Below are 19095 nucleotides of genomic sequence, written 5' to 3'. Positions count from 1 at the left end.
TTTAATCACCTCTCTCTCCCGATGAACGCCCGGAACATACTAGTGTCAACATACCAGGACGTATTTTTTTTGCTGACGGAATATCTCTCTGGATGGGTAACGCTTCCCAGCGCAAGAAATACTTTGGTGGCAATTTATAAAGCTCTGGGATGACCTGCACTTTCGCTTCCGGAGCTAGTGCTTCGTAAGACACATAAAACCGTTCCGGAAGAGGCGAAACAGAATGCGAATATGTTTTGCTCACATTTAGAGTTTCTTGATCCAGTAACCAGGTTCCGCTTTCACCGGAAGATAATTTAAAATCAACGCAGATATAGTTCTCTTTTAAATAGGGCGCGGATATGATGATATCCGGAGGGATCGAGCCCATTCCGCTGAATTCCCAGCGAAACTTCCAGTCGCTAATTTGTTTTTTATGCCATTTATTTCCTTCCGGTCGGGCAATCCATGCCTGAGAAAAACCTTTTTCATCATAACGGTGCCAGGTGATCAACGGACGGCGTTTGGCATCGAAACCAATATTCTGGCTCATATTAATTAGTCCGCGTTTTACAGGACTGGCATCAACAATATCGCCCTTTTTCAGGGTTATTGGCACAGGTAGACGATATCCGTCGTGCGAATACCATTTCAGCAGATCCGGGCTGCGTGCATAGGAGAGGTCATGGCAGGTTTCGCAATGTGGAGTGTCCCTCCACATCCAGATCATATGCCACTGATTATCTGGGCCAAATATCGGCAAGCGGGCGTATGCGTTTCTGAGCCCTTCGCCACTCAACAAGGGATTTTCCTGTAGTCTAATCCATTTATTTTCATCTTCGTCCCAGCGGTTGTAGATATCGTCACCATTTCCACTTTCTCCATCACGGTAACGGAAAAAAAGCTCTTCGTTCTTGCCATAGAAAAAAAGTGGGTACGTGGCGCTATCCTCCCTTTCTCCGGTCATTTTTCCCAGAACCAGGGAATGAATATCGTAAGGCTTCGCTGAACGGAACCAGACCATCTTATCTTTGTGCATATTGCCTGATAGATGAATGTGTCCTTTATTATCCATTGCCAGAGTCAGGTAATTATGGCTATCATATTCAGTCTGATGCATGAATCTTTGTTTTTCGGGTAACCATTCACCTTTCGGGTGACTGATTATCCATCTGTCTTCGTCAGAGACGCGACTTGCTACCGTTATGCAGTGGTTTTCATCATAATAAGCAGCATAGAATTTATCTTTTACCAAAAGTGCATAATCCACAGTAAAATCAGAACAACACGTTCCGATTTCAGAGGTTGTTATTTCCTGGTGCATTTCAAACTCCAATTTTTCAATTTATTTTGCTGATATACCAATCTGAAAATATAAAAGCGTTGAAAATTTCACACTGACAACATAATCATGGAATGGAATAATAGTAAAAATATAAATCCATATAAAGTGTTACCTACATCACAAACAAAACCTGTTTTGAATTATGAACCAGAGAAATTTAAACTGATTGCGCACCAAAAACCTACCTTTACCATAAATTTAGTTTTATTGTCGTTAGCCAGTAACTTGCTCCAGGAAAAAGCAGTCGATGAGATTTTTCGTACTGAAAAAAACTTTGTGTTTTTGCCAGGGATAATAAAAATATGGCAGGGATTTAAAGAATAAATACTGATATCCGAAGGAGCCCGAAGCCGATTTTTTCCACTTCCCGCTTGCTGACGCTTTCCGCCATCCTGACTATAGCCAGTGCAAACCAGGAACATATCTCTAATGAGAGCGTTTGCCAGTTGGGTCATAGCCTGGTGAACCGCAGCCAGTTGATTCCTGCGCTGGCACATCTGGAAGCAAAAGCTGACCAGCAGCTTTTTGCTGCGGATTAACAGCATTACCATGAAATACGCCTTGCAGAGTTGTAGTGGCGAGGCGTATTCATCATGCTGACAGGGCAGGGGGAATGTAGGGTAATCCACATTCTGCGCACATAAGCAAACGCATATCTTTTTTCCTCCCCATCAGGTGCGGTATATTTCGCTTTTACAGGAGAATTTATGCTGCCCGACTCATCCATCCGATTAAATAAATACATCAGTGAAAGCGGCATCTGCTCGCGCCGCGAGGCGGATCGCTTTATCGAACAAGGCAATGTCTTCATCAACGGCAAACGCGCCACTATTGGCGATCAGGTGAACCCTGGCGATGTGGTAAAGGTTAACGGTCAGTTGATTGAACCGCGCGAGGCGGAGGATCTGGTCTTCATTGCTCTGAACAAGCCGGTGGGCATCGTCAGCACGACGGAAGACAGCGAGCGCGATAACATCGTCGATTTCGTTAACCACAGCAAACGCGTGTTCCCGATTGGCCGTCTGGATAAAGACTCGCAGGGGCTGATTTTCCTCACCAACCACGGCGACCTGGTGAATAAAATTCTGCGCGCCGGTAACGATCACGAGAAAGAGTATCTGGTGACGGTGGATAAGCCAGTTACCGACGAGTTTATTCGTGCAATGGGCGCGGGCGTGCCGATCCTCGGCACGGTGACGAAGAAGTGTAAGGTAAAAAAAGAAGCGCCGTTTGTGTTCCGTATTACCCTGATTCAGGGGCTGAACCGCCAGATCCGCCGCATGTGCGAACACTTTGGCTATGAAGTGACGAAGCTTGAGCGCACACGCATTATGAATGTCGGCCTGTCAGGCTTGCCGCTGGGTGAGTGGCGCGATCTGACCGATGATGAGCTGATCACTCTGTTCAAGTTGATTGAGAACTCATCTTCAGAAGCGAAACCGAAGGCAAAAGCGAAGCCGAAAACGGCGGGCATCAAGCGCCCGGTGGTGAAGATCGAAAAGTCCGCTGAGAAAGAGAAAGCGCGCCCGTCAGCAAACGGTAAACGCTTTACCTCGCCGGGACGCAAGAAGAAGGGACGTTAACGTCTGCCGCGCGTCGGCGTGCTCGCCGACCAGGAAAACGATGCTTCCGTATCGGGTTTATAAGCCTGCTTTTTCTTTGCCTGGCGGGCTTTTTTCGCTTCTGCTTCTCGCTGCACCATTAACTTATCGATGTACTCTTTCTTCACGCTATTGGTCTCTGCGTTGGTCAGCAGGCGGCCGTGCGCAATACGGGCGCGGTCGAGCAGCGTTTTCAGTTCGCGCTGTTCACGCTCAGTCATCTCTTTTTGGGTAATGCGGGGGAGTGCCATGTGGGTGCCCTCATTCAGCTAGAGAGTCCAGTGTACGGCAATAAAGAAAGGGCGGATAGCATTTACTCCGCCAGCCGCACCTTTCCGGCAAAATCCTGCTGAGTATAACCCGTTGTTTTAAAGCCTTTATCCGTGATGATGTTATCAATCTCTTTCAGGGTCGCGATGCACATCACACCGTCCTGGCCAAATTTGGTATGGTCGGCAAGGATCACCGATTTTTTGCTCATGGTAATCATCGCCTTAGCGACATAGGCTTCGTCAAAACTTTTCACCAGTACGCCATGCTGAGGGGAAATACCGCCAGCGCCGATAAAACAGATATCGGCATGGATAGCGTTAATTTGCTGGCAAACCGAAACACCAAGATTGGCACGAAAATGGTAATCATATTCACCGCCTAATACATAAACCCGGGCCTGAAGGTTATGTTCTTTTATTTTATCGGCGATTAAGGCGGAATTAGTAATCACCGAAAAGGCGATTGGTGGTAAGTGTTCGGCGAGAATAAGATTGGTAGTACAGGAATCAATAAACAGCGTATCCCGCTCGCTGACCATGCTGGCGGCCAGTTTAGCAATCGCCATTTTCTCTTCACGATGCGCATCAATGCGGGCGCTGAAAGCATCTTCCTGAACCACCTGCTTTTTGACCGCGCCGCCGTGAATTTTGGTAATTTGGCCTTCGGTCTCCAGCAGGGAGAGATCGCGGCGAATGGTCTCTGACGTGACGTTTAGCGTTTCCGATAATTTAATAACGGTCACTTCACCGAATTTGTTTACTTCATCAAGAATATGTTTTCTTCTTTTTATCGGGTTCATTATTGTCCGCCAGCGTCATGCTTTGCCGCATGGTAACTGGATGCGCAGGTCAACGCAACCACTCCAGCGCCCGGACGATACCCTCGTCATCATTGGTGTTGGTGACATAGTTGGCCTGCTGTTTTACTGACTCCGGCGCGTTACCCATCGCGATACCGATGTCGGCTGCGGCAAACATACTGACATCATTTTGCTGGTCGCCAATCGCCACAACCTGCATCGCAGGGAGTGATATTTGGCGGGTAAGTTGGCTGACCGCATAGCCTTTATTTATTTCCACGCGTTGAATATCAATATAATTACCACCGGTAATCGTGGCATTAAAACCAGACGGAAGATGGTTATTAATGTCGATATTAAGCTGATTTATTTTTGACTGCTCCGCCACAACGGTAATTTTATAAATATCAGAGCGCTCAAAAAGCGCACCGGGCGCGGCGGAGAGAAGCGGGAGCATAAATAATTCGGCCTCATAGGTCGTCCATGGCGCAACGGGCCGATCGTAACGGTGATAAATCGCCTCTGCGCTAAAGAAATGGTGCGCATAGCGGGAAAGGGAAATATGCCGGTCGATATCCCGCAAATCCATGCAGGAGAGCGCGGCCGAATGCGTAATACGTTGTTGTGTCATCTCCAGGATCTTTCCGCCGTTAAATCCGGCGCACCAGCTAAACAGCGCGTCAACATTTTGCTGTTGTAGCAAGCGCACCATTGAGGAGACCGGTCTGGCGGAACAGGCGGCAAGCTGACCGCCGCGCTGGTGAAATTGCACCAGCGCCTGACGTGTACGCGGACTAATTATCTTCTGCGACGTCAGTAACGTTCCGTCCAGATCGGTGACCAGCAACATATTTCCCATCCCTGAAAGACGAATTAATGGGTGATAAACGGTGTAACGGCCTGTTTAGCGGCGTTGCAAACCATATTGTCAATGGCTGTACCGACCACCAGAATATTGACGCCGGTATCTTTAAACGCTTTGGCATTGGCGACGTTAATGCCACCCTCTGCCAGCGTCGGCACGCTTACCGCGCCCACCAGCGCCTTAAGGCGATCTTTAATAGTCTGGGGGATATCACCCGCCGCTACGCCTTCATAGCTCATGCCGGTCATCAGGCCAATCATATCGACGCCAATGTCTTCCATCCGTTTCGCCACGCTGGCCACTTCTTCCGGCGTGCGTGCCGCAATGCCGAAGGTGTGCAGGTCGTCCGGATGACCGATATAGGCATCGACGGTCAGACCGTACTGGTGGGCGAGATCCACGATATCCTGCAAATCATCCCAGTCCGATTTATGGGTATGTAACCCATCGGCCCCGGCGCGGGCAATCTCCAGGATCTCCGTTTCGTTAAGCGGGACGGGCAGGGTTTCAGTAAAACCGCCTGCAATGCCGACGGTGATGAAGATATCGTCCGGGACGACATTACGCACGCCCTGTACCGCCTCGGCCATTTGACCGTTGGTGATTTCATGGCGGATCTGCTCCGCTGCATGCATATTGCTGACGCCTTTATGGCCGCGCGCCAGCGCCAGTGCCGGATGGTTCGGCTCCAGCAGCTTAACGCCTGCTTCGCAGACCGCCTTCGCCAGGCGAGCATCGTCGCCGGTGATCCCCGTACTGAGGATGGTTTGCCCGCCGTGCAGCGCGATGGCATCTTTCACTTTCTGTAACGCTTTGGCGCGTTTTTTATTCATATCGCCTTTAAACATGGTGTACCTCTGGTGTTGGTGCATGAACTTAGTGAGTTGCCGTAACGGATTCTTTCTGTACGACAGCCTTAAAACGGTTGGCAATAATGGTGGTGATACAGGTCAGCACCATGATGGTGAACATCACAATCGCCATCTGTAGCGCATTGCTGGACAGGAACGGTGAGGCGAACGCAGGAACATACGCCACGCCTTTGACGTTAAAGAAGCCCAGCATCATGCCGCCGAGGCCCGCCCAGACGATGGCGGAGCCGAAGACGATTTTGTTGGCGAACATGAACGGATAGGCGGATTCGACAAAGGTGCCGAAGCCCAGGTTGATGAGCAGGCCGGGCGTGGCGACCGCTGCTTCGCTTTTTTCACGTGGCGCGATGACGTTGGCAAGATTAATACCGGCAGCGACCATCACCAGGCCGACCATATCCACCGCGCCGAGGAAACTAACGCCGGATTTTTCCATCTCCAGTAGCACCAGCGGCAGGATCACCGCGTGATAGACGCCGCCGAGAATGGCAGGCCAGATAACCAGTCCTGCCAGCAATCCCGCCAGCACCGGGCTGAACGCCAGCGTACTTTCGATCGCCAGTTTGATGTAATTACCCGCACCCAGCGCCAGCGGACTCAGCAGATAGTGCATGATCAATCCGGCGGCAAGGCCCGAGATCCCGCCCGCCACGATGTTGACGGTGGTCATTGGGAAGCGCCAGTTGAGGCACAGTTCAAACAGCCAGCGGACAAAAATACCGGCCAGCAGACCGCCGATGATCCCGCCGATCAGGCCGCCTTCAACGGAGAGCACCCCGGCGACGACCCCGGAAACAATCGAGACTTCATCCAGCTCGGAAATCTGTTTTGCCGCGAGCACGGCGACGAGAACCGGCAGACCTTTCAGCAGGATTTCAAAGATATCGTTGAGTTTTTCCAGCCCCGGAATGTGGCTCAACGCCAGAACGATCGCCATGGCAATAAAGCCCGGCAGGGCAGGGATCATAATGCTGCGGATATTAAAGCGTTTCAGCAGGCTTTTCCCGGAACCACCCTGTGAAGGGGAGGCGCTGCCCAACTGCGGTTTGTACTTGATGCCCCAGTGTTTACACAGCGACGCCACGAAGGAGACGGCGCGGGTACGGCTGGTGGTGCCGGTCGTGCCCGATGTGGCGACCACGTTTGCACCTTTTGCCGCCACCAGCGCCATGGAGGTGCCACCGGTGCCGACAATCGGCGTTTTCATCTCAACGGCGGCGGCAAAGACCGCCTGGTTGGCACTCACCGGATCGGCGCTCATCACCACGATCCCGTCGATCTCGCCGTTGCGGATCATGTCAGCGATCCGCCGATCGCTTTCTACCACCGAGGCGTTCACTTCCGAGAGCTTACCCTGAAAGATTCGCTGTGGTTTTTGTTGGTTCTCTGTGGTTAATGCAAAAACGGACGCTGGCGTCGTCGGTTTTGCGACGTCCATTGATGCTTCCGCTGCAATAAACTGCACGGCGGCGACATTGACGCCTGCGGCTTCACACTGCTGGTAAATTTCCTGGAGCAGCTTTTCTGGCTCTGCGCCACCCAGGTTGTAGAGGTTGCCTCCACTGCTTCCAATAATCGCAATTTTTTTCATAGCGGCCTCGAAGATAGGGTAAGGGTTTTATCTGTGTTGTAGTGAAATCATAATCCCAATTAAAACAAAATAAATCAACATTGTGTAAGCGCTGAAAATCAATTACATAAAATCGTTTATTAATTAATTCATTGAATTTAAATGAATAATATGAATATTTGTTTTATGTGGTAATTTGTGGTTTTGTGACGAAGTTCAAAAGAAATGCGGCAAGAAATGGAGGGAGAACCCCTCCATCGTGGCAGGGTTAATGTTGCCTTACCGCTTTAGGCTTCTCATTAATCGGCTTACCTGACCAGTAGCCAGCCAGCAGCGAACCGGAAAGATTGTGCCAGACAGAGAACAGCGCGCCAGGAAGGGCGGCCAGCGGCGAGAAATAGATTTTACCGAGCGCGGCAGCGAGACCGGAGTTCTGCATCCCGACCTCTATCGCCAGCGTCCGGCAGGTGGATTCATCGAAGCCGAACAGCTTGCCGCCCCAGTACCCGCCAAGCAGACCGATAGCGTTATGCAGGATCACCGCGACAATAACGACCAGCCCGACCGAGGCAATATGGCTGGCGCTACCGGCAACCACGGCGCTAATAATCGCCAGAATACAGAGCATTGAAAAAGCGGGAAGGTAAGGTTCTACCGCCCGTACCACGCGCGGAAACAGGTGATGGACGATCAGACCGAGCGCGATTGGGATCACCACAATCTGTAAAATACTGACCAGCATTCCCATTACGTCTACCTGAATATGCGCGTCCACATACAGGCGGGTCAGCAGCGGCGTTGCCACCACGCCGACCAGCGTCGACACCGAGGAAATCGTGACGGACAGCGCCACGTCGCCTTTTGCCAGATAAATCATCACGTTCGACGCCGTACCGCTGGCGACACTACCCACCAGCACCATCCCGGCAGAAAGATCCGGCGGCATCTTAAACAGCATTGCCAGCAGCCATGCTGCCAGCGGCATCACCAGATAGTGCAAAAAAATGCCCGCCGCGACGGGCGCAGGGCGTGACAGCACCCGCTTAAAATCGGCGATGTTCAGATGCACACCCATGCCAAACATGATCAGCATTAGCAGCGTACTGACCCACGGGCCGATGGGGATGAACGTCGCGGGCGTGTAATACGCGATAACGGAGAGCAGCAGTGCCCATAGCGGGAACAGCCGGGTCAGTATAGAGAGCATCTTGTTTTCCTCAGGGATGTTGTGCGTTGTGTTTTTTTATAAAAAAGCCGGGATCGAGCCCGGCCATAGGTATTGTTTATCGTGTGGGGAGATTTTATTCAAACAAATTATGATGAAGAGGCTTCATGTGGATGAGAGTGTGGCCTGTTGACAGCAGCCAGTGCTTTACACATGAGGCTGAAATCATCCACAATATCGTTAAACGTCGCGCCACAGGAAAGGTCAAAAGACGATGCTTCACATAATTATGTTTTTATTATCGAAAAAAAGTACGGATTTGAAGAAATTCTGGCGTGAAGAAATCACTACTAAAAATAAACTCAGTCTTTTTCGCCTCTGGCTTGCTCATAAAGATCGTAATCGTCATTTTTTATTGTGGTGGCGTCTTGCCAGCCAAATGTATCTTCATGGCAACAAGCCGCAACGGCGCGTGGCCAAAAAAATAAACTGGTCACTACAGTGCCGGTATGCCTCTGACGTGGCATTAAAAGCTACTATCGGCCTTAATCCTAAGTTTGTTCACCTGACCGGGGTGGTTATTTCAGGGAAATCTATTATTGGCGATAACGCGGTTATCTATCAAAACGTGACGATTGGGTTGAGAAAAGAGGGCGATCCGGCTGCGGCGACGATAGGTAATAATGTGAATATTGGCGCGGGGGTATGCATTCTGGGGAAGGTGAATATTGGGCATAATGTGAATATCGGTGCGATGTCGCTGGTACTTTCTGATATTCCGGATAATGCTACTTATATTTGTAAAACAGAGCCAGTGATAATGATCCGAAGTAAAAAAGAGATATAGCCAGTAGAGTACCGGCTATAACTGGATTTACAGAATGAGATCGCTCACCTGTCGCTGCGCACACTTTCCCAGCTCAATCCAAAGCGCGCCAGATATTTACGCAGGCGATCGGCGTCATTCGGATTGCTTTTCTTCTGCCGCGAGACGGCAAACAGCATCCTTCCGGCCTCCGAGAGCGAGTTGCACTGGCGACAAACGCGGATCACCGTTTCCAGCTGGCTCTGCTCAAAAAGGTCGATCTCTTCGCTTATTGCCGGAAGGGAGAGCTGTGATGAGGGCTGCCAGCTTTGTTTCAGGCGTAGGATCTCTTCTTCAACCAGTTCCATGGTGATCCGTCCCTGTTCGGCAAGCGTAGCCATACGGGCGACGGACGAACCCAGTTCGCGGAAATTCCCTCGCCAGGCGGCCTGTGGCGAGCGGGCGAAACGGAGATAATGCTCGCGGGCCTCTTTATCAAAGCGGACCTGCATCTGACGGTCAGCCGCGAAACGTTGCAGTTCATACTCAACGTTGGGCGCAATATCTTCCCGCCGTTCCGCCAGGCCGGGCAGGGCAAAGGTCCACATATTAATACGGGAATAGAGATCTTCCCGGAAGCGGCCCTCAGCCACCCACGTCTGCATATCGCGATGTGTCCCGGCGATAAGCTGGAAGTCGCTATGAACTTCTTTATCTGAGCCGAACGGGAAAAACGTTTTTTCCTCTATCGCTTTCAGCAGCATGGCTTGTTCATCAAGGCCCAGTTCCGCAATCTCATCCAGAAACAGCACGCCGCCATCGGCTTCGCGCAGCAGGCCCGTTCGCGGCTGGAGCGCGCCGGTAAATGTCCCTTTTACATGACCAAACAGCGTCGACATCGCGTTATCACCCCGCAGCGTGGCACAGTTCACTGCCACCAGTTTACCCGCGACCAGATGGCGTGACTGGCGTAGCTGATAAATTCGTTTTGCGAGGAAGGACTTACCCGCACCCGTTGGGCCGGTGAGCAATATCGGCGCATCGGAACGTAAGGCCACTCGCTCAATCTGATCGATCATCCGGTTAAACGTCGCGTTGCGGGTATCAATCCCACTTTTCAGAAACGAGACAGATTGTTGTTGTTCGCGCTGAAAACGGCTGGTCAGCGTGCTGTAACGGCTGAGATCGAGGTCGATAATTGAATACGTTCCCGCCGCGCGATTGTCGTCCTCGCGATTTTTTAGTGGGCCAGTTTGCAGCAGGCTGGCGGGAAGATAGCGCGCTTCCGTCAGCAGGAACCAGCAAATCTGCGCGACGTGCGTGCCGGTAGTAATATGCACCAGATACTCTTCGTGCTCGGTATCAAAAGAGTAATGGCTGGCAAAATCGAGGAACGCCGCGTAAACCTCTTCAAAATCCCACGGATCGTCAATGGCGACGGTATGCGTACGTACCTCAGTTTGCGGGGAGACCTCCTGGATATCTCCCCGAAGCTGTTCCGTCATTCCCCGGTCTTTGGCCTGGTAGAGTAGCTCCAGGCGATCGACAGGCAGGTCGGGCTGCTGACATAGCCCCACCGTTGGCCGCCATTTCACCCAGCGATTAGCCCGTTTACCGCGTTTATCCAGTACCGTACCAATAACGCCAATCACCACCCGCCGCTTTTTCATTCTTATCCTTAAAGATAAATAACACTTCTAAAAGATAAGTTAAGCATAGCATCTGAACTCAGGTACTTAAACCATGTAAAAATAAAATTACTAAATATCAGATACTTAAAAATTTTATTCCACAAAATCGCATTCTGGCACGCTTCTGGCAAAAGTCTATCCGTCAGCACGCCGGGTTACGCAGGGGTTACCGCCCCGCCGGCGCTCCGGGAACGGCACGGGTCGTTATCCAGGGAGCGTTCCGCCAGCGGAAAGACATTTGCGAAAAGTCGGTTAACTCGGGTTCGATTCCCGTATTCGCCCAACAGGTGAACACTGGTTGTTTACATAGGCAGTACCCGGCAGTCCGCAGTCAGGATTGCCTCAGGTTGGGGCCGGTAATGATGCCGGGTCGTCGGCAAAATCGTCAGGTAACGGATGGCGCTTCCCCGTCGGCTTCGCAACTGCACCCGCCTCAGCATTGATAAACGCAGGGAGTATAAAATGAATAAAAAAATGAAAATTCGTAATGGTCAGTTAGGGTTACTGGCAAAAGAGGGTGATTACTATCAGATTCTGGAAGCGGGTGAGCACCGCTTGCCGTGGTTTACCACCCCGGACGTGACGCTGATTGCGCGTGATGGTAGCGAGGTTCCGGCTGATTTGGCGGACACGCTGCGTCGTTTCCATCCGGAGTGGGTAGACAAATATTGCCTGGTTGCAGATACCACAGAGAACGAAGCCGCCGCGCTCTATTCGCACGGCGTGCTGCTGGAGATTATTCCGCCCGCCTCCCGCCGTCTGTTCTGGCAGGATAGCGAGAACCTGCGGCTGGTAAGAATGGATACTCGCGATGTTCACGTCCCGACGGAAATTATGCAGGCGGTATTACAGCCTCGTGCTCGCGATAAGGCGGTGAAAGGACGCGACATTATCCTGACGGTCAACGTGCCTGCGTGGCATGCCGGCGTATTGAAAATCGATGGAGAAACCCAGGCGTTACTGCCGCCGGGCCTCACCGCGTACTGGAAAGTGAACCATCTGGTAGAAGCGGAAATCGTCGATTTGCGTCTTCAGGTACTGGAAGTGGCCGGTCAGGAAATTTTAACGCGGGATAAAGTGAATTTGCGCCTGAATCTGGCAGCGAACTGGAACTATAGCGATGTTTTGCAGGCGTTTAGCCAGTTGACGAAGCCGGTGGATCATCTCTACCGGGAATTACAATTCGCGCTGCGCGAAGCGGTAGGCACCCGCACGCTGGATGAACTGCTGGAAAATAAGCAGATTATCGATGACGTGGTGAGCGCGCAGGTGGCGGAACGCATGGCGTCCTTTGGTATGACCGTGGCCTCGCTGGGCGTGAAAGATATTGTGCTGCCGGGCGATATGAAAACCATTCTGACAAAGCTGGTTGAGGCGGAGAAATCGGCCCAGGCCAACGTTATCCGTCGACGGGAAGAGACGGCGGCGACCCGTTCGCTGTTGAACACGGCTAAAGTGATGGAGAGCAACCCGGTGGCGTTGCGTCTGAAGGAGCTGGAAACGCTGGAACGTGTGGCAGAACGCATCGATAAAATCTCGGTTTTCGGCGGCCTTGACCAGGTGCTGCACGGTCTGGTGAATATAAAAGGAGAGGCCTGATGAACGGTGTCAGTGAGGCAATGCAGGCCCGCGTAAGGCGGGTGCTGAGTGAAGTTGAGCAAAAATACGCGGTAAAAGTGCTGTACGCCTGCGAATCGGGCAGCCGTGGCTGGGGATTCGCCTCCCCGGACAGCGACTACGATGTGCGATTTTTATATGTTCATGCGCCCGAGTGGTATCTGCGCGTGGAGGCTGCGCGCGATGTTATCGAACTGCCGATAGATGATGAGCTGGACGTCTGCGGCTGGGAATGGCGTAAAGCGCTTGGCCTGTTGAAAAATGCTAACCCTACGCTTATCGAGTGGCTGGACTCACCCATCGTTTATCAGCAGGATGAGATGACGATATCGGTACTCAAATCGCTGGTCCCACAATGGTTCTCACCACTGCGCGCACGCTGGCACTATTACTCCATGGCGCGGAAAAATTTTCGCGGCTATTTGCAGGGGAATGAGGTACGGCTAAAAAAATACTTCTACGTGCTGCGTCCCTTGCTGGCGGTACGCTGGGTGGAAGCGGGGAAGGGCGTGCCGCCAATGCGTTTTGCTGAGCTGCTGGCGGGAAGCGATCTGGACGGCGCGTTACGTCAGGAGATTGATGAACTGGTGGAGCGTAAACAGCGCGCCGGGGAAGCCGAATATGGCCCGCGCCGCCCGCGACTGCATGCGTTTATTCGCGCGGAACTGGCCCGGGGAGAGATCCCGCCTGTGCTTCCGGATAGCCGGGAAGGCGATGTCGGAGAACTGGATCGTTTGTTGTTTCAGACGGTAATGCGCCGGGCATAAAGCCCGGCGTTATTTATGGATGGTATTGCCAGCTGCTGACCAGGGCATACAGGTGACTGGGCGAATAGCGCCAGCTTTCTTTTAACTGCAAGAATTCCGCACAAAACTCGCTGCAAAATAGCCGATCCTGACGTTGTGTATTGCAACATAGCAGGCCCAGCGCTCCCCGCCAGTCATAGCGCTTGCCGCAGTGTTGGCGAAAAAACGCCTCTACCTCCTGTAGGCTGACGTTAAGCGGCAGTTTATCCCACTTATCCGCCGGTAATGGCATCAGCTTGCCGCGTACTCCTCTGTCACGCAGAGATGACGAGTAACAAAGGTATTCATTCTCACCGCGAGCCACGGCCAGCTCGCAGTGGGAATAGATGCCGCGCGTTACTTTGCGCGTCACCCAGTCGGCGATTCTGGCGATCCCCCGGTGCTCAGCCCGGCCTTTGTAGCAGGCGAGCCAGACAACGGTTTCACTCATGGCTGCCAGCCTGTTGAATAGTCATACTCCATCACCGCCTGGATATCTTCCAGTGCCTCGACCGCCGCAATATGCTGCTGCGCGTTGGCGAACAGGCGCATATCGTGATCCATCGTGACGGACTCGAACTGCGCGGCAATGTCGTTAGTTAAGGCAATCAGACCGTTATTTTTGGTCTGCCACATTAACCCTTCCGGGATTTGTTTGGCCTGGCCCATCCTGGTCAGCGACAGTTGCTGGATACGGCTGTTGGCGTCACTGTGGAAATGGTTGCCGTCGATGATGATGTAGTCGGCGGTAACTTCATTACGGTGAGTTTTGATTTGCTGGATTTTACTTTTTTTTATTTCGACAAGAGCCAACAACATATGATTCTCATCAAATACCCACTCACCTTTTTCCAACTTGTAAAAATGACCTGGTGGTTGAGCAGTAATAAATGACTTAGTTTCGCTATTAATCCAAACGCATTTGTTGCTGTTTGCGTATTCTTGCCATTGCTGATCATTTAATTCAATTAAAGATCCTCTTTCTGGATAGTTGTAGAGATCGGTATCCATCCAGTCCAGAACAATGAATGATTCTGGATCATAATATGCATATTTTGCCATTTTAATTTACCATGAAATTCTTACAAAACCGGGAGAGCCATTTGTACCACTTGTTTTATCATAACCTTTAACAAAACTCTCATAAATTGATGACGTTATATAAATATAAGAGCCTCCACTACCCCCTGCTCCATAACCTGTTGCATTTGTTTGGGGAGTTAACGTTGCAATTGCACGATCTCCAGAGAGCCATTCAGTAGTGGCAATTGCAGGGCTTCCTCCGTTACCATACTGAGAATCTTCTCCCTCATCACCAGGATATAAACAACCAAAGGCAGCATTTTTTAATGTTCCATCAGGAAGACCATCAGGGAAATTATAAAATTTAACTGTAGGTTGATCTTCATGTACATGATAAATATTTGCACCACCTGAGCCACCTTTTGAAATTATATTTGAAAAAGATGAATCTCCTCCGTCAGCACTGTATTTTACCGTTATTGTTTTATCCATTAATGGATTATAGCTTGGTGTAGTATTTATAAAAGGTCCACCAGCACCTCCTGCACCTATCATAATAGGATATTTTTCACCAGGTTTGACTGTTATATTACGTACTATAATTTTACTTGATTTACCACCGCATGCTTCGTAATAATTAACTTGAGTAGAACCTTCTCCATGACCTCCACCGGCCCCACCTCCACCTCCGCCCATAACTTCAACAAACAATGTGGTGACACCTGCTGGCACTGTAAAAGTCCCATTTGTAGTAAAAAACTGTGTATGAGTATGATTCGCAGGTGCCGCCGCACTCGCCTTATCCATCGCCGCCTTTACCGCGCTCGGCGTGGCGGCCTCAGTGGTGCTGGTACTATCAGTTGAATTATTAAGCTTAACGATCCCTTTCTGCGTCAGCGTACTGTCTGGTACGCCAGTAATTTGACTCCAGGCGTGTGTATGGCTGGCAGGTGCTGCTTCATTCGCTTTATCCATCGCCGCTTTCACCGCACTCGGCGTGGCCGCTTCCGTCGTACTGGTGCTATCAGTGGCGTTATTAAGCTTAACAATCCCTTTCTGCGTCAGCGTACCGTCTGGTACGCCTGTAATCTGGTTCCATGTATGGGTATGGTTACGCGCTTCCACCATCGCCGCTTTTACCGCCTTTGGCGTGGCGGCTTTTGTCTCGTCATCGCTGTCGGTGGCGTTACTGAGCTGCGTAAACCCTTTTTGTGTCAGCGTAGCGTCTGGATGGTTGGTAGAATGCTCGTGTTCATCCAGCAGCGAATCAACATAGTCGCGCGTTGCAAGAACGATGCTGGGATCAACGGTCAGCGTTACTGCTGTAGTATTCGAGACCTCCATAATCAGCCGAATACAGACCTGCTTACCACAGCCGCCGGGTAACAGAGGCTTGTAAGACTCGGGGAATTTACCGATAGCGATCAGTTCACCGTCGGCATCGAATACACCCACTTCGCGTACATACCAGCCGCCGATATCTTCCGGTAACACCAGTTCAGCGATCAGCCAGTTCGGATTATTCGGCGCAACCTTCAGGGTATTCATATCGCCGCGCCAGACTTCGTGACGTAATTTTGTCTGGCTGGAGGTTGGCTCATAATATTGCCCGCCGCTATCGCCAACTGCCATCTTTTGCAGATGCAGTTGTTTTTTATCCGCCAGAGCACTGGCGATTTTCGCCATTCCCCTGTCGGTCAGGAGGGTATAAAACTCATTATCCATAATTACTCCGGGTAAATAGATGTAACTTCAAGGCTCCATTGCCCTGCACCGAAATAGATCGGTTTTGTTTGTTGAACTTCCAGAATCTGAAAAGGTAATACCGTCGTTATTTCACCACCATAAAGCGCGCTGCCTATTACAGGAATGGCACTTTGATTAATTATCCAGACGATTAACGCTTCCAGTTTTGAACGCACGTTTTTATATTCATGGATGAGATTAACAAGGTTATTAAAGAGATTCTCATCCATGCCCTGGTTGATCAGATCAATTTCAACTTTAAAAAAATACGCCTTCCCCCCATACTCAAACCACTCAGCAATAGTGCTTGGCAGCGATAATATTTCCAGTACGCGGCGGACGGCCCAGGGGGTGCCTTTATATTTGTGCAGTTCAATCGCCTGCTTAATCAGTTCGCGCTTTTCCTGCTCATCGCTGGCGAATAGCCAACCTTCCAGCCCCTGCACGTGGAACTGTTCCGCCAGCGACGGCAGGGCAGAGGCATCGACCAGATCCACCAGATAAACCAACAGCGCCGTCAGGTCGAGCCGGGCAAAACGTTCAGCGGCGATATTCGCCAGAATCGAAAAGCGTTCATCGCTGGCCAGCGGTGGCGGCAGGAGTAATTTATCCATCGCTGACTCCGGCAATCGTCACGTCGATAGCGGTACACTCCGCCCACTCATGCGCCTGCAATACCTTTTTGGTCGGCAACTCCAGCGCCACGTCGTAAACGCCATTCACCTGGAGCACTTTGATGATCTGGTTTGGCACGATGTCCTGGCCTAATCGGGTCTGGCGCTGTTGCGTCCACGTGCTGATAGCCTCGCGCGCGGCGGCAAGCGTGGTCTGCTGATCGGCGGTGGTAAACAGCGTCAGCCGGGCGCGGATTTGATAAGCCATACGCGGCGCGCGTTTTGCGCTCACCTTGTCGGTTAGCGGGCGCTTTTTCTCCTTGCTCACTTCCCGCTCGATCTGCTCAAGCAGTTCCGCGCCCGGCAGGCCGTTCAGGGTCAGCGGATAGATCTCCACGCAGCCTTCTTCCAGCCCTTCATCCGGCCCCAGTACCGCCACGTCGATAATCGACTGGCTGACGGAGAGCGTATGAAAGCGGTAGGCACCATAGCTGCCCGCGTTACTGAAACTTTCCGGTGCCAGCTGGATACGCTCGCGCAACGCATCGTCGCGCTCTTCGCCGCAGCCTCCGGTTGACGCGGTCAGGTTGGTGACGCTGATATCGTAGCTGCCGATGTTGTCCACCAGCGCGCTGATTTGCGCAGGCTGCCAGCCGTTGCCTGATTCACCGGTCGCCACGCATGTCGCGGTGACGGCCACGCTCAGGCTGCCGGAGGGGAGCCGCACATCCTCGTCGGTGGCGAACATGACGCTATCCGACGCGCTGGCGCGGGTTCCCTGCGGAATGAGAATGTTGCTTCTGCTGGCCGTCTCGACAGAAAACTGCAATGTCGTTTTTGCGGCCTGAGCGGGCAGACGGTGAACGCCCACCAGCTCGCCCAGATAATCCAGCATGGGCGCGCGGGAATACGCGACCAGGTTTTGCTTCGCCGCCTCCTGAATGGCGATGCGGACAAGGTTTTCTCGATAGGCAAACAGGTCGATGAGCAGTCGCTCCGCCTGCGCCGGGTAGAGTTTTTTACCGCTGGCGTCTTCGTATTGCGCAATCATCTCACGGGTGATTTGCGCCGGATCGCGGTCGATAAAATCGGGTTCGGCTATCGCCATAATACCTCCGTAGCGTTGATTACGCCGTCTGCGGCGCGCCATTGCACATGCAGCGTCAGATGTTCGCCGTTAATCATCGGCGTGACCTTCAGCAGGCGACAGCGGGGTTCCCACAGGCGGATCGCCTCCACCGACTCCCGAACCACGTGCGGAATAGCACGCTCGATGGGGTAATCGATATAGCGCCACAAATTGCTGCCAAAAAGCGGCCTGTGGGGATCGCTGCCACACGGCGTGCGCAGAATGATGTGTATTGCCTGATGAATATCATCCAGCCCACAGACGTATTCTTCAGGACGCTGCAAGGCGGGTTGCCAGTGCAGGGTTGAGGGTCGTGTTTTCGTGTTCATGAGGCTATTTTCGCCCGGCAAGGCGAACGGTGATATTAAAGTGCTTTAGGAAAGGGATTGATTAAAAAAGAAAACCCGCCGTTGCGGCGGGTGAAGGTTAATGGGAGTGATGGTTTGAGTTACCACCGCTATCAATGAGTTTGCCGCTGGCGCTGACGTTGCCCAGAACGTTGACGTTACCGGTGATGATGGCGCTATTTCCGCTGCCGCCGCTGCCTGCCATACCGCCCAGCCAGGTGAGTTTTTTCATTACCGTCACATCGCCGGTAAACGTACTGAGCGGGGCATCGACGGTGACCTCCAGCGCCTTGACGCCGGTGCGAGCCGATTCCACGCTGACATCCATCGCTTTCACGCCCACGGTGCTGGCTTCCACGCTGACGTCCATCGCCTTAACGCCCACGGTACTGGCTTCCACGCTGACATCCGTGGCCTTCACGCTCACCGTGTCAGAGGTCACGCACACCCGCTGCGCATTGACCTCTACCAGAGGTGAGGTCAGGCTGGTGCTGTCCTTCACCTCAATCACGATTTTTTCAATGCCGCCATTGATGGTAAGTTGATGCAGCTTACGGTCGTATTCAAAAGCCGCCCCATCGGAAAACTGTACATAACGTTTGTCGCGCGAGGCCAGCGGCGGCGTGTCGACGGTGGAATAGACCGCACCCAGCACCACGCCGTCCTCGCCGTTACTGTCGAGCAGCACTTCAACCTGCTCGCCTGGATCGGGTAGCCAGTAGTCTTTATTATCCTGCGAGTTGCGGTGCAGGATTGGCAGCCAGTTGCTTTTCAGGTTATCGCATTCCGGCAGAGTCACCCTGACGCGCACGGTCGCCTCATCAATATCGCTGATAATCCCTGTCTGGCGGGTAACGCTTTTCATATTA

At 52.0% G+C, this 19095-nt stretch carries 20 protein-coding genes; 4 read left to right on the top strand and 16 right to left on the bottom strand.

From position 1 onward, the window contains the following. Position 1: 1 nt before the first annotated feature. On the bottom strand, positions 2 to 1303 hold the full coding sequence (locus INT84_RS14040; protein ID WP_194207269.1) for a BNR repeat-containing protein: 1302 nt from the start codon (positions 1301 to 1303) through the stop codon (positions 2 to 4). A gap of 161 nt (positions 1304 to 1464) precedes the next feature. Continuing rightward, the gene (locus INT84_RS14035) at positions 1465 to 1875 is read right to left on the bottom strand and encodes a hypothetical protein (protein ID WP_194207268.1); all 411 of its coding nucleotides are present in this window, start codon (positions 1873 to 1875) and stop codon (positions 1465 to 1467) included. A 156-nt stretch (positions 1876 to 2031) separates the two neighbouring features. Between INT84_RS14035 and rluF the strand changes: the two genes are divergently transcribed. Next, positions 2032 to 2907, top strand: coding sequence for a 23S rRNA pseudouridine(2604) synthase RluF (gene rluF / locus INT84_RS14030; RefSeq protein ID WP_194207267.1), 876 nt, complete (start codon positions 2032 to 2034; stop codon positions 2905 to 2907). On the opposite strand, the gene INT84_RS14025 is transcribed toward rluF, so the two are convergent. The 6 genes from INT84_RS14025 to panS form a co-directional block, all read right to left on the bottom strand. Continuing rightward, positions 2904 to 3176: a DUF3811 domain-containing protein gene (locus tag INT84_RS14025; protein WP_194207266.1), complete on the bottom strand. Its 273-nt coding sequence runs from the start codon at positions 3174 to 3176 to the stop codon at positions 2904 to 2906. The genes rluF and INT84_RS14025 overlap by 4 nt on opposite strands. Positions 3177 to 3238: 62 nt before the next feature. Beyond that, positions 3239 to 3997 (bottom strand): DeoR/GlpR family DNA-binding transcription regulator, encoded by a 759-nt coding sequence (locus INT84_RS14020; protein WP_176918734.1) that lies wholly within the window; start codon positions 3995 to 3997, stop codon positions 3239 to 3241. Between the two features lie 49 nt (positions 3998 to 4046). Then, positions 4047 to 4847 carry a Cof-type HAD-IIB family hydrolase gene (locus INT84_RS14015; RefSeq protein ID WP_228066228.1) on the bottom strand — a complete coding sequence of 267 codons (801 nt, stop codon included), beginning with the start codon at positions 4845 to 4847 and terminating at the stop codon, positions 4047 to 4049. 23 nt (positions 4848 to 4870) lie between these two features. Beyond that, complete coding sequence (locus INT84_RS14010; protein ID WP_194207265.1) at positions 4871 to 5710, bottom strand: histidine biosynthesis protein; 840 nt, start codon at positions 5708 to 5710, stop codon at positions 4871 to 4873. 28 nt (positions 5711 to 5738) lie between these two features. Continuing rightward, entirely contained in the window at positions 5739 to 7325 is a 1587-nt protein-coding gene (locus tag INT84_RS14005) for a PTS sugar transporter (protein WP_194207264.1), read from the bottom strand. A gap of 247 nt (positions 7326 to 7572) precedes the next feature. Next, on the bottom strand, positions 7573 to 8511 hold the full coding sequence (gene panS / locus INT84_RS14000) for a ketopantoate/pantoate/pantothenate transporter PanS (protein WP_194207263.1): 939 nt from the start codon (positions 8509 to 8511) through the stop codon (positions 7573 to 7575). Between the two features lie 232 nt (positions 8512 to 8743). Between panS and INT84_RS13995 the strand changes: the two genes are divergently transcribed. Next, positions 8744 to 9316, top strand: a complete 573-nt coding sequence (locus tag INT84_RS13995; protein ID WP_194207262.1) for a serine acetyltransferase — start codon at positions 8744 to 8746, stop codon at positions 9314 to 9316. A 44-nt stretch (positions 9317 to 9360) separates the two neighbouring features. Here the strand turns inward: INT84_RS13995 and rtcR are convergent, their stop codons facing one another. Beyond that, positions 9361 to 10944 (bottom strand): RNA repair transcriptional activator RtcR, encoded by a 1584-nt coding sequence (gene rtcR, locus INT84_RS13990; protein ID WP_194207261.1) that lies wholly within the window; start codon positions 10942 to 10944, stop codon positions 9361 to 9363. A 483-nt stretch (positions 10945 to 11427) separates the two neighbouring features. Here rtcR and INT84_RS13985 point away from each other — a divergent pair, with 483 nt between their 5' ends. Together INT84_RS13985 and INT84_RS13980 are read left to right on the top strand one after the other, a co-directional pair. Then, positions 11428 to 12564, top strand: a complete 1137-nt coding sequence (locus INT84_RS13985) for a slipin family protein (protein WP_194207260.1) — start codon at positions 11428 to 11430, stop codon at positions 12562 to 12564. Continuing rightward, on the top strand, positions 12564 to 13349 hold the full coding sequence (locus INT84_RS13980) for a nucleotidyltransferase domain-containing protein (protein WP_194207259.1): 786 nt from the start codon (positions 12564 to 12566) through the stop codon (positions 13347 to 13349). The genes INT84_RS13985 and INT84_RS13980 overlap by 1 nt, the downstream gene beginning before the upstream one ends. Before the next feature lie 13 nt (positions 13350 to 13362). Here INT84_RS13980 and INT84_RS13975 read toward each other — a convergent pair whose 3' ends face one another. From INT84_RS13975 to INT84_RS13945, 7 genes are all read right to left on the bottom strand, one after another. Then, complete coding sequence (locus INT84_RS13975) at positions 13363 to 13818, bottom strand: hypothetical protein (protein WP_194207258.1); 456 nt, start codon at positions 13816 to 13818, stop codon at positions 13363 to 13365. After that, entirely contained in the window at positions 13815 to 14429 is a 615-nt protein-coding gene (locus tag INT84_RS13970) for a DUF4376 domain-containing protein (RefSeq protein WP_194207257.1), read from the bottom strand. Before INT84_RS13970 ends, INT84_RS13975 begins: the two co-directional genes overlap by 4 nt. 6 nt (positions 14430 to 14435) lie before the next feature. After that, entirely contained in the window at positions 14436 to 16115 is a 1680-nt protein-coding gene (locus INT84_RS13965; protein WP_194207256.1) for a phage tail protein, read from the bottom strand. Between the two features lie 2 nt (positions 16116 to 16117). After that, a complete protein-coding gene (locus INT84_RS13960) occupies positions 16118 to 16750 on the bottom strand; it encodes a phage tail protein I (RefSeq protein ID WP_194207255.1) in 633 nt (210 codons plus the stop codon). Continuing rightward, positions 16743 to 17858, bottom strand: coding sequence for a baseplate J/gp47 family protein (locus INT84_RS13955; protein WP_194207254.1), 1116 nt, complete (start codon positions 17856 to 17858; stop codon positions 16743 to 16745). Before INT84_RS13955 ends, INT84_RS13960 begins: the two co-directional genes overlap by 8 nt. Beyond that, entirely contained in the window at positions 17849 to 18208 is a 360-nt protein-coding gene (locus INT84_RS13950; RefSeq protein ID WP_194207253.1) for a GPW/gp25 family protein, read from the bottom strand. The genes INT84_RS13955 and INT84_RS13950 overlap by 10 nt, the downstream gene beginning before the upstream one ends. A 97-nt stretch (positions 18209 to 18305) precedes the next feature. Beyond that, positions 18306 to 19091 carry a phage baseplate assembly protein V gene (locus tag INT84_RS13945; protein ID WP_194207252.1) on the bottom strand — a complete coding sequence of 262 codons (786 nt, stop codon included), beginning with the start codon at positions 19089 to 19091 and terminating at the stop codon, positions 18306 to 18308. Between the last annotated feature and the right edge of the window lie 4 nt (positions 19092 to 19095).

The sequence above is a fragment of the Superficieibacter sp. 1612_C1 genome, from assembly GCF_015234305.1.
Classification (GTDB): Bacteria; Pseudomonadota; Gammaproteobacteria; order Enterobacterales; family Enterobacteriaceae; genus Superficieibacter.
The sequence above is the reverse complement of the archived record's forward strand: the minus strand, read 5'-3'. Positions and strand labels throughout refer to the sequence as shown.